The sequence below is a fragment of the Bacillus manliponensis genome (assembly GCF_000712595.1).
Lineage (GTDB): Bacteria > Bacillota > Bacilli > Bacillales > Bacillaceae_G > Bacillus_A > Bacillus_A manliponensis.
Genome location: NZ_JOTN01000013.1, coordinates 72,004 through 84,285 on the forward strand (window position 1 = coordinate 72,004; position 12,282 = coordinate 84,285).

A 12,282-nucleotide genomic window follows, 5' to 3' on the forward strand; every position below is an offset into this window, starting at 1 on the left:
ATATTGTATTACAAATACGGACAATAATAGATTGAATTTTCCGAAATGCAATTACTTTATACTACCTATTTCCACTCCTTAAAGTAATAATAAAGAGAGTCAGCCCCTTCGAAGAACTTGTTTTTTCGTTATTATAATAAACTCCCCTACCATGGCTTCACCTTAGCAAATACCTCTTCCAGTACCGTTAAACAGGTCCCCATCTGTTATGCTGCGGTAAATAGCTTAATCAGTTACCTTCCACATAAATGTGGAGATTTCGTACATACTAGCTAAGGAAGACACCTAAAGATGATCTAGAAGTTCTCCTCGTAAGACCAGTCTCTGACGTAGAGGCGGTCTTTTTTATCTTTTTCAGTACCTAGTCAATAAGATTGGCAACGGTCCAAACCTTATTGATCTACTTCTTGTAGCTACCAACACATTTTCTTTGTAGAGATTAACCCTATCCTGTTACTATTTTTATACTCAAAATTAACGGCATCACAGATGATAAAATCAATATGAACCTCTCTATACCCTACAGCTGAAAGAATATACTATCTGATTTGGAAAATCGATAATAAGTAAATTAATGCTTTAAAATTAATTGTTTACAGTACATCAATGTCTTTAGTAAATAGAAACTTATAATAAAACCTAATATACTATAAGTCTTTATACTAAAAAGATAAAAAGATAAAACTACTATACTGATTGAAAAATACAGTTAAACACTTGATATATATAGCTTTATATTGAAATCCCCTCTAAAAAATCAGAAAGTACATTATTTGGAAGCGGAAATATAAGCTTGATTTGAGATATTTATCTACAATTAATCAGAAAGTACATACATAAAATCTACATAAATCCATCAGAAAAATAATACAAATAGACGATTTTTTATACATAACCTTATTTAGTAAGTTATTCCTAACTTTTACACAATTTTTATAAATATATCCACATTCTATGTACAATTAAGAACTAACGACTAACATAATTCACTTATTTAACATAATTCACTTTTAAATCGATGATTTTAAGTAGGTTTATGAGAAAAACATTGGTACAATAATAATTGATAGTAATTTTTATAAACAATTGAGACTGTTTATACAGTTATCCCCTATTTTTAAATAATTGCTTACGATTAAATGTAGGTAAAAAGACGTGAAACTAAAAATAGGGAATATAATTATTGTGGAAATTGTAATCGATTAGATTAATTAGTGTATATGAATGAATATTTAATATGTATAAATGGGAATTTCGCAATAACTTTAAAGTATTTGGATGAGTTATGAGTAGAAATAAAAAGTAAGATGCAACACGAATAGCCCTCCTTCTTTAATTTTTTCAAAAAAGGAGAGCTATTATTGTTACATTAACACGAGCAGCTGATTAACTGTTGGAATTTTGCATTTAGTACGATAGTATTGCTCCAATAAGCGGATGAACCTAATTAAATCAAAGTCTTCTGGTACTGCCAATACACGTAGTTCTTCTTTTGGTAATCTATCAATCTTTTCAATAAATTGTTCTCTAATATCACTCGGAATCGATTTTTCTTTATGGCCATTAGTTTTTAACAATTCACGAATTTCAATTTCTAATGCAATATAAGCGTTAATATTAGTACCTTGTTCAAATGCATATTTTCTAAATAACGATTCTTCTTGATACTGCATATAATTTTGGTGATAATTATTTTCAGCTACAGGAATTGAAAACTGCTTACGTAATAATTCGTATGTCGTTTTAAATAGTTTTTTTACGTTATTTAAAGAATACATAGAAAAATGTACACCAAAATCAAATATTGCCTGCTCTTGTTTCTCTCTTGGCATGTTATGCGTAATTAAAGAATATATTCCTTCTTTTGCAGCTGTATCTAACACTCTATATTGTGAAGCTTGATTTAATAATTTACGTAATGTATAAACTAACTTTTTCGGATGACCTTCTTTTCGATTAATCATATCGCGTAAGCCACGTATAACTTGACGGATTTGACGATGGCAACTATTTTTAAGAATATTAATGAATTGATTCATATCCTTTGTAAACTCGCCAATATTCATCTCATTTAAAAGGTTTTCAATAAATTTAGCTTTCCTAGCATAGGCAACCTTTGGTGCAAACGGATCACGGTAGCTTTCTTCTGCCGTTTTTTCACATAAGAAATCTGGATGGATTGATATAAATAAAGTTGTATAGAGCTTTTTATTCTTCTTTCCTTTTTCTAATTTACAGATTTTGAGTAAAGGAGAACCTGTGTAAGACATTTTTCTTGTTAATTCAGCCATTACCCCTCGTAGTTGATGAGGGTATTTTTTATGTAAAAAGCGATACATACCGCTAAAATGAGTCGGTTGTCCTTGCTCATCTGTTTTATATAAGGAACGCTTTAAAGTCGTTTCTGTTTTTTGCTGCATTGCAATATCAATAAATAGCTTTTTTGCAGCGATAGATAATTTAAAAAATTCTTTTGTAAATACTACTGGACTAATAAAGGCATACGGATTTGCCTTACCCGTTTCTTCATTCATAAAATGAGTTAGAGTAATACGGTATTTTCCACCTGCATCTTTCTCAATTTGAATGATTTCGTGCAAGCAAAGCTTTTTTAATGCAATATAAAACTGTGAATGATGAATATATGAAAATACCTCTTTATATTTTTTGTAATCTTCCCATAGCATATGGATTGAAACATGTGAAAGTACACCGAAGGTATTACATTTCTTATGTAAGAACAAAAATACTTCTAAATCAGCGTTTGTAATACCATATAATTTATGTTTACGCCCCTCCGCTTTAGAAAAAATGCTACTCATTTGAAGTGAAAAAGATGGCCTCGCCTTTTCTACAAACTGGTCTTCATCAGCTAGATGGTCTTCATAGGACATATGTTTTAAAATATCTTCGAGATATGTATCCTTAAAGCTATAGTATTCACTTTCCATAGCTTTAACTAATTTTTGCCAAGATTTAATTGTAACTAGAACTGCAGTAGTTGGATTACCATCTAAACTACGTTTGTTTTTAACAATAAATGGTTTCGCCATTCTTTTTCACCTCTCTTAAAGAAACAGTATATTTATTACTAAATTAAGATATATAATATTAATTTTGATTATATCAAATCGAAAATTGGTAAAACTTGTCCTTTTAAGAGAGAAAAAAGAAAGTTAAAACAGGCTTGAATCCCTTGCGCTACAAGGGATTCAGCGATTATAAAAAAAGATTTAACAGTCATCATACCGCTATAATGGTTTTGAAATTATGAAACGGATAAAAATGCTATTAATTAGTAATAAACATTGATACATATGGGTTTTACACAGATTTTTAATGATGTTTTCTACCAAGATATCGCTATATAATTTATGTTTATGAAAAACCATAAAATGTAGATGATTAGACTAAAACAATTGATATATATATGTTTATTTAATTTTCAATAAAAAATTTGGTGCCATCATATCGCTATAATTGTTTCAGAATTATAAAAATTATGTGCCAGGATACCGCTATAACGGTTTCAAGTTTTTGAAACGATAAATTACTTGAAAGATCCGTAAAAACATTGATACATAAGCTTTTTTAGAAGAAAGAAGAAAAGTTTAGTGTCATCATATCACTATGTAATGTCATGTTATAAAACCAATACCATAAAAAAAACCTTATATATCAATGGTTGAAGGATATTTCATTAAATACAAATAATTTGTTGAGAAAGTTCTAAAGACAATATAATGTTTCAAGCTTTCGAGTTAGTGCCAAGATATAGCTATAATGTTTCAACTTATTAAAGAGTTAGTTATACTTTTATTAAGGTTTTATATAAATTGAAATAGCATGAAACAATGACATAACATTAAAAAACAAAATAGTTACTTTATTTTGTTTTTAAACTTGCTTGGTACATACGGATCCTAGTTTACAAATAAAATAAGATTTATATAATCATATAAAAGGCTAATTTTATTTGTTGGTAGTTCCATATTGGGCAATACAATTATTATATAAATAGTTATATCAGGCTATATTAATAGATTTTGATTATGTTAGACGAATTACGGAAGTGCCACTATAACACTGTAAAAAATTTAAAGTGTACGAGGCATTCTAAAATATGAAGGGGGTTAGGTTAATGAGAAATATCGAGAAAGTCCTTAATCAATTTAGGGATGCACTGCTATTATCGAGGGTTTTGTTTCCAAATAATAAAGCGGTATGGGATCAATGGACTACTTATTATACTGATGTAGAAGCAAATCATGGGAAACTTGCAACATCTTCTCATTTTTCACCTTCTTTTTCTGCGTTTGTTTCATGGTTAGAATTAAAAAATGAACAGGGCATTTCATTACTTCAAATATACACAAATATTGAAAAATATAAGGAAGAAATTCATAATTCCTCTGTCGGAGTAATGATAGCTAATGAATTTGAAACTAAGGAAACACGAAATAACCTTGAACAAATAGCACACAAAACAATTGTAGAAGAGGACACGATAACTAAGGATTACTTTGAAGTTAATAATTCTGCTATTTATTTTCATTTAAGAGATGGTATTGCTAAAAATCAATTTGAAGAAGATGAAGCTACAAATCTGAAAATGTATGCCATTGAAGCGAAAAATACGAATGGTGTTGCACAACTATCTGCACATAAAGATGAGGATTTACGTTTAACTAACAATGATGAGGCAGCTAGATGGACTACACTTATTAATGGAGTAATGTCCAACATGGATGACTTAACAGCGGACTGTTTAGATTCGATAACAATACAGTGGTTAAAACAGGCAAAATCTCCTGATGAATTTATTGATTTTTCTTACCGACAGGTATTGGATATGTGTAATATCCCAAAGGCATATGCAAATGGAATTGAATACTTCCGAGCAGAAGATAAAATAAAAATTGCAAAACGTATTGCTGCCCTAGCCAGTATTTTTATTTATTTAAATGATAATAATGAAGTGGTTGTTTTAAATGAACAAACAGAAACCGGTAAACAGTATGAGATGAAACGAGAAGTTATTAAGCGTTTATTTGTTTTAGATTCAGTAGTTCTTTGGAGAGATAAGAATACGAATGAATACATGGGGATTGAGTCATGTAGAATTAAACCAGGTAGCTTTTTATCGCGTTATTTATTTGGTTCAAACAGTACAACCGCTTTATTATCTAAAAAAGCATTAGAGTATAACAGTTATAGACACAAATATCATAAAAGACTTATACGATACTTAAGTTGGCAGTGGAGAATACGCCAGCAGTACGATAATTTACGAAGACCCTATTCTATTGGTGGAGATAAAGGATTATTAGCTGTAATGGGAGTGAAAATAGGTAACCGTCCGAATCGAGTTCGTGAACTATTAGAAAACGTGCTAATGGATTTGGAAAAAGAAAAAGTTATTTCTCATTGGTCCTATTCAGAAGAGATTGATGAAAATCAGGTAAAAAAAAGAAACTGGTTCGATAATTACTATGCAAAGTTAGGAATTATCATCTTGCCACTAGAAGAATTAATGCAGAATTCTACTCAAGTGCTTTTAGAACAAACGAAAGAAACTGGTTCATTACAAAAAAACAGTTATGCTATAACAGAGGCTAATAACAATAAGAACATAGAAGAGACCATAAGGAACCAAATTATATATGAATATACAAAAAAAAATGTAACAATGCGTGAGCTTGCAAATGAAATAGGATTATCACCAGCTACCCTGTCTAGGTTTTATAATCAAAAAATGAAGCGTATGTCGAATCAGATAAAAGAAAAATTAATAAAGTGGTATGAAAGGCAACAAATTATTAAATCCATGGAATAATAAAAAACAAAGCAGGGTAATCGTTTTTAGCGATTTCCCTGCTTCCTATAGCCATCTGCTTTAATAATTTAATTGTTTTTTGAATAATACATGCATAGCTTCAACTGTTATAATCTATTCTCCACGCTTGTTCTCTTCAGATTTATAATACTTTAATTCCCCCTTCTTACAAGCTTAAGCTGTACACAATTCATTCTGTTGGTATGTACTTTATTCTTTAACCTCAACACTGCCAATAAAAACAAAATTCTTATGTTCATATTTGAAAATCTCAACGATGTTAACATCCATATAAATATATGAAAGGTTACCTGCCATTTCATATGCATCATCCTTGCTGTTCAATTGATAAGAGTCACAATCCATGATTGCGTTATTTTTCTTTGCAACGAATGAATAGATATCTTTCAAAATTCCCCCTACTTTCTCGCTAAATGTATTTGTATTACTAAACTCTTTATAATAAAAACAAACTATATAAATTTAACAATATAATAAATACCAGCTGAAATTACACCAAACGCACCCATAATTATTAATACAGCTATAATAGAACTATCAACATACCTATCAAGAAATTCCTTAGTAAATTCAAGTACCAAAAAAGTTAAAATCATAGTCAACAACGGCGCGAAAATCAACAAAAATGAACTCATGAACCACACACTTTCATATCAAATATTTACAGCATAAAACTTTTATTACATTTTAATATTCATACCCATACTTCGGATTTATAATTGCTTTGTCAAAGTCCTCATTACCAGGTAAGCGTTTATCCATTAAATCTTTGTAATTAGGTCCGCAGCAACTTTCTCTCATGTGGTACTGGTCAATTTGAGTTATTACTAATATAGGATCAGGAACATAAAACACATTTACTGCACTCCACTCATGTTGAGCTAATTGAGTATATGGTAAATATTTTTGATACTCCTTTGTAACATCTTCTACTCCAAAATACTCTTTTAAAATCGATAGCAAGTGCTCATCGTTTATACATAATGATTCATTCACTAATTCTTCAAATCGAAACTGGATACATGCAATAATCTCTCCTAAAGTCTCTGTATCAATATTCGTTTTTATAAAAAAAGAGGTCTTATCATGATTAGTGCTATAAAAATGAGCAATTTTAAAAATATGCACACCTGTTGTTTTTGCTCGTTTCTTTGCAATTTCAACAAATGTGTCAAATGAAATTTCTTTCTTTAAGTAAGCAGTAATTAATTCTTTATCTTCCTGTTTTGCTTTATAACCCTCAATTTCTAAAGAAGCTTTAGCATTTTCATACGCATAGTTAATTCTTTTGTTATTAATTGTACCCATTCTAATACCTCCTTGTTTTATATAAGAAACAAGTTACCCCCTGGTTAAGTTACTATGTTTCCGGTATCTGTACTCTTCCTATAATTCTTCTAATTCGGTCGATATAATTGTTACTTCCCTATTATGCTTCTTGGCTAAAATCCCTTGTATATGGTTTTTCATATAAAATCCTTCAGTAACTTTGCTTAGTAAATATGATTTATAAAACTTTTGACTTTTCACCTGATACTCAACCTCAAATATATACATGGAAGCTCCTCCTATATCTAAATAGACAAACACATAATATATGATTCCCTCATAAGTGATTATTAATATTTCAGTCTAGTTCATGCCAAATAATCCTAAGTTAATAAGAGTTGCTAACAATACCAATAACGATAAAATTTTTAATTCTTTAAAAAGACGTTTCATATCTTATAATCTCCCTAAACCCTTTTACGAAATCTGAAAAAGACCTCAGTTTCTTTAAGTAAGATGAAAAATGAAATTAAAGTTCCTTTTGTTAATGCAATAAGTACTCCTAATGCTAATGACGCCCAAAAACCTCCAAAAAATCTAAATCTATTACTTGCCCTTCTGTTAATTACCTTCTCTATCGCGTCAAATGTCGCCCAGATAGGTAAACTTTTCTTTACATGTGGACTAATTGAAATCAATGCGTACCGGACTGCTAACACCAATGCAATAAGAGCTACAAAAATTAAGGAATCAAAAACAACACCTAAAGCTAGTCCTAACACAATCACACTATAACCAAACATTAATGATTTTCTTAAATACCTATATTCTTCTAAAAATTTCATGTTTCATTAATCTCCTCCTTTTCAATTTCAATAAAACTTAATATAATAATATAACAACTACAATAAGTTGAAATAAGGTACAATATAGTACAATGACTTTATTCATTCTTATTTAGATTGAAATAACCTTATTCAAATGTTAAGATGTTTTTAAAATTTGTTTGAGGTGAATATTGTGACTACAAAAAAGAAAAATGGTTTAGTGAATCGAACTAATCGAACTTACTCTATAGATAACAATGCATTGACTACCCTAGAAGACTTATATGAAATGACAGGGGGTATCCCCAGAACTCGGCTAATAGATAAAGCCATTTTTCAATCAGCAGAAATCTATAAACTAGGTGCTCAAGATTATTTTGATTGTCTAGATCAAATTCATAGAAAGACCGGTGTTGATAAAAGAGAACTTATTGACTTCTCTATTCAACAGTTATTAAAACATTATGTAAAAGATAAAAACTGAAAGGTGGTGCAGCTGCTACAGCTGTAGCAGCATCTATAATGCTGACACTTGTTGTAAACAATGAACAGAAAATAGAGAAAGCAGAAACAGTAAATACCGAATTATTTGATACATGTCGTAATACCTGTACACAATTTAATAAAGAACTTGAAATCTGTAGCTTAAATTTAACTACAGATTTCGATAATCCATTTACTCACCATATGTGTGATTACTTTACAGAGGATACAAATGTATCATCTAACATGTTCTTTAATGACATAGAAGATACCGACGATGAAGAAGTAGATTTACTAGATATCACTATTCGAGCACTAGCTGAAGATAATGATACAGACTTAAGTAATGGAAAATATCCTATTGAACCTGGTATTGAACCTTTATATAATTCCGCCACATGGTATACTTCTGAAAACAATAAATACGGTTGTTGGATAGTGAATGACTATAAACGAAAGTTTTTACTAGCTGATCAAATGAGTGAGCAGCATTCGTTAACACCAACACGGCCGCATAATGCTTCTAAACGTTTGGCACCACATATATGCTGGTACATAAATACGGAAGGACAAGGGCGATATTGTTTGTTAATCGGTGGGTTACTTTCAAAGATTCCTGAAGGAGTAGACATTTATGTATAACTCCTTCATTCTCGATAAACGATTCAAGTTACATTCTCTGATCTTTTTCGCTGCATATATCCATACTTGTATCGTAGTAACCGTTATAACAAACTTATGGCAAATTGAATTCATACAAGAGAATTACAAAGAAATATTCTATGTCTATTTCATAATGCTCGGATATTACTTAATTAGTAGACTCTTTGTATATCCATATCGTACAAAACTAGAAGAATTAATTAAGATAGAACGATTTAATACACTAATATGTACGGCTTTCGTTATTGGCTCTGGGCTAACTGTATTTCAACTACACATATATATTGTTCTTATATTTTTAATGCAATGCGCAGTTGTATACTTCATTACTAATTGTCTTGAATATAAATGTTCTCGTCTTCCAATAAGAAATTTAAGTAAAGTACGAGATATGCTACATAATAAAGATCAGTCAATGATAGATATAGTACCAGGAGTAGCCAGTGAAAATAGCAACTTTGCATTTCAAACCAATACTAATCAATACTTTTTATGTTTAGATATTTACTTTGTTTTTTCCTTAACAAAAATCAATAAAACCAAATATACAGAATTAATAAAAGAGAATATCAAGTAATAAAAAAAGAGTATGAGTTAAGACGACCATTTCATTCCTAAATCATACTCTTTTTCTTTTTATTTTCTATAAATTAGCAAACAACCATGGCATCATTAAAGATAGTAAACATAATGAAACAGACCCAAACATTACTCTTCGTGCCCATCGATAATATTCTGGCTGCTCTGTTCCACAATATAACATCTGCAATCTTAACCCGCATACCAGCATAAATGGAGAAAGTAATAATGTTAGTGATGCAATAAAGCTCGCTATATCTGATAGGATCTCATCAAAATCGGCTACATTACTCGAATAAAGTATGTAAACTCCTACCCGTATTGTAACAACGACTAAAAAAGAAAAAATCATTGCACCAGTAGACCACTTCATCCATTGACCATTCTTAGTTGTTATTGAGAATAGCATCCCTATAACACCTAAAGTAAAGATGATTGAAAACACTAGAATTGCCATTCTAAACAACGGTACATATAAGGAGTTTATTTTACTTTGTACATTTTCTAGCAAGTCACCCTTATCCTCATTATGTGCTTGTCCCTCATCGGTAAATGGATTTTTACTTTCCACCTTATTATCAAATGGTGAGTTTGTAATCGCATGTGCAGTGAAAGGAAGGAATGATATAGAACTTATAATTATCATGCTTAGTGTAAGTAACATTACAGCTCTTTTTTTAAAAATCGACATTTTTATAGGTCACCTGCCATAGAAGTAACCAAGTCTGACATATGGAATTGGCTTCCCGAATTCTTATAAGTAACATGACATGTGTGATAAAATCTTTTTCGCTGGTTTGACTGAGCTATAATATCCTTAATCCAAGCACTTTCAACATGAATTGGTTCTTTTGAAACATTTACTCTTAATTCAATTGCAGAAATCTTGAAATTAGTAATCTGTACCTTAATTTGCTCAATTCGATTAATTGTAGTATTAATATCATTAATCCATCCAAACCAATCCGTCTCTCCTTTAACCCTACAGTGCTTTAAACTGTATTGGATAGACACTGTAGCATATTCATCTTCTAAAAAGCCATCTTCATCAACTGGACATGAAAATGTAACTACTTGATTTGCGTTTAATTCTTCTAACACTTGCTTCTCAATAAACTTTTGACTAGCATAAGTAATTCCATCTGTTAAGTTTAATCGATAATCTTCAATCTCATCATTTGCAAGGAAAATTTTATCGAATACGACTGATATGTTAAATTTATGACTACCCTTTGTAGAAAACTGTAACTGAATCTCTTTAACTTTTCTTCTCTCTGTCATTACAGACCGTCCTAGTTTTTCTACTATATCATTTGTTTCGAAATCAATAGTTCCTTTAATATTATTCATCATTGTAAAAGCCTCCCTAACTTACGAAAAAATATTTTAAAATTAACATATTAATATAATTAGAATAAAATATATGTCTCTCCCTTCATTATAATTTACATGCCGAACCAACTGAATTTTTGCTCACGAACTTTTTTTACTGAATTTATATATAAACCTATTTATTCTTTTCAAGCATTTTGCATTTTCAACCTTTAGGTAAAATACAAACAGGTTGTATCTTATCTAAAGGTTGAAAAATTTAAATAAGTACAGCTGAGATAAACGGAATATTTACCGCTTATCTCATTTTTATTAGATTTCTTCCCAATGGAGAAGTTTGGTTGAATCACCGTTCTTCTCTATAATAACTAATACCTCTTGTTGCATTGGAATTTGCTCACCACCTGCACGTATCCAGCAACGAGCAGCCTGTTCATTTGAATAAAAATGTACAAAATCATTTTCTCTACCGATTACCTGACCTGTCGTTTCTATGATTTTTGATTCTTCTTCACTTAATTGGTTACATACATCATTCAGTTCCAGTTCGTCCAAAAACGGCTCTTCTTCTGGAACATATGAGTATAAACTATCATAATAAGAATCCCCTAAACCTGCTGATTGTTCTTCACATTTATCCTTTCCTTTAATCTCATTTGTTAGCTCCTGATAAAACTGATTATCCTGCTCGCTTAACTGAGACTCTTGTGGTGGTATTGGTTTAACAATCTCTAAATCAATACCTACAGGTTTATTCTCTTTAAAGTCCCAATATGGCTTAATTGGCTCCTTTTCCTCTATTTCAATAACTTGGGTAGAGAAACGGTGTTTAATTACTTTAAACGCCGTAACAAGCATTATAATAGATAACAAATATATCAAAACAATCCCTCCTACATTAACCAAATAGGTCAAATCGAATTTGTTCATCCTCTTCCTTTACACGTTGCTTTCTCTATACCTAATAAAGAAAGCAAATGGATTACAAATTTTGCGATACAGGACAGCCCATGTAGGAGTTTACTCCATCTTTTGGCATGGAATAATAGTATCGCTTTTGCAACGCAAAAAATGATATAATTCACTCATAGTCATGCAAAAGACTCTAAAACAACTATGTTCTCTGAAAACAGAATACATACGAGGTTGGAGTAGCAAATTCTTCTACTTTGTAAAATGTATTGAGTCGTCAAGAACGAGACGCTAAAACATTTGAGAATCACTATCTGTACAGTATGGTCATAGTACTGTAGCCTACGAACCTATATGGTC

General features: G+C 30.5%; 11 protein-coding genes. 3 read left to right on the forward strand and 8 right to left on the reverse strand.

The window, feature by feature from the left end:
• Positions 1-1,364 precede the first annotated feature (1,364 nt).
• On the reverse strand, positions 1,365-3,053 hold the full coding sequence (locus BAMA_RS15240; protein WP_034640623.1) for a hypothetical protein: 1,689 nt from the start codon (positions 3,051-3,053) through the stop codon (positions 1,365-1,367).
• A 1,097-nt stretch (positions 3,054-4,150) separates the two neighbouring features.
• On the opposite strand from BAMA_RS15240, the gene BAMA_RS15245 reads away from it, so the two are divergent.
• Entirely contained in the window at positions 4,151-5,836 is a 1,686-nt protein-coding gene (locus BAMA_RS15245) for a helix-turn-helix domain-containing protein (RefSeq protein ID WP_034640765.1), read from the forward strand.
• Between the two features lie 210 nt (positions 5,837-6,046).
• Here BAMA_RS15245 and BAMA_RS15250 read toward each other — a convergent pair whose 3' ends face one another.
• From BAMA_RS15250 to BAMA_RS15265, 4 genes are all read right to left on the reverse strand, one after another.
• Complete coding sequence (locus BAMA_RS15250) at positions 6,047-6,247, reverse strand: hypothetical protein (protein ID WP_034640625.1); 201 nt, start codon at positions 6,245-6,247, stop codon at positions 6,047-6,049.
• Between the two features lie 297 nt (positions 6,248-6,544).
• Positions 6,545-7,165, reverse strand: a complete 621-nt coding sequence (locus tag BAMA_RS24965; RefSeq protein WP_034640630.1) for an antitoxin VbhA family protein — start codon at positions 7,163-7,165, stop codon at positions 6,545-6,547.
• 78 nt (positions 7,166-7,243) lie between these two features.
• Positions 7,244-7,414, reverse strand: a complete 171-nt coding sequence (locus BAMA_RS24970; RefSeq protein WP_200874692.1) for a hypothetical protein — start codon at positions 7,412-7,414, stop codon at positions 7,244-7,246.
• 179 nt (positions 7,415-7,593) lie between these two features.
• Entirely contained in the window at positions 7,594-7,971 is a 378-nt protein-coding gene (locus BAMA_RS15265) for a hypothetical protein (protein WP_034640632.1), read from the reverse strand.
• A 175-nt stretch (positions 7,972-8,146) separates the two neighbouring features.
• Here BAMA_RS15265 and BAMA_RS15270 point away from each other — a divergent pair, with 175 nt between their 5' ends.
• Positions 8,147-8,437: a ribbon-helix-helix domain-containing protein gene (locus BAMA_RS15270; RefSeq protein WP_034640634.1), complete on the forward strand. Its 291-nt coding sequence runs from the start codon at positions 8,147-8,149 to the stop codon at positions 8,435-8,437.
• 38 nt (positions 8,438-8,475) lie between these two features.
• Positions 8,476-9,078: a hypothetical protein gene (locus tag BAMA_RS23560; RefSeq protein ID WP_051758980.1), complete on the forward strand. Its 603-nt coding sequence runs from the start codon at positions 8,476-8,478 to the stop codon at positions 9,076-9,078.
• A 664-nt stretch (positions 9,079-9,742) separates the two neighbouring features.
• Here the strand turns inward: BAMA_RS23560 and BAMA_RS15285 are convergent.
• From BAMA_RS15285 to BAMA_RS15295, 3 genes are all read right to left on the reverse strand, one after another.
• Positions 9,743-10,369, reverse strand: a complete 627-nt coding sequence (locus BAMA_RS15285) for a hypothetical protein (RefSeq protein ID WP_051758981.1) — start codon at positions 10,367-10,369, stop codon at positions 9,743-9,745.
• Between the two features lie 2 nt (positions 10,370-10,371).
• The gene (locus tag BAMA_RS15290) at positions 10,372-11,031 is read right to left on the reverse strand and encodes a hypothetical protein (protein ID WP_034640639.1); all 660 of its coding nucleotides are present in this window, start codon (positions 11,029-11,031) and stop codon (positions 10,372-10,374) included.
• Positions 11,032-11,322: 291 nt separating this feature from the next.
• Positions 11,323-11,892 (reverse strand): hypothetical protein, encoded by a 570-nt coding sequence (locus tag BAMA_RS15295; RefSeq protein ID WP_034640642.1) that lies wholly within the window; start codon positions 11,890-11,892, stop codon positions 11,323-11,325.
• Between the last annotated feature and the right edge of the window lie 390 nt (positions 11,893-12,282).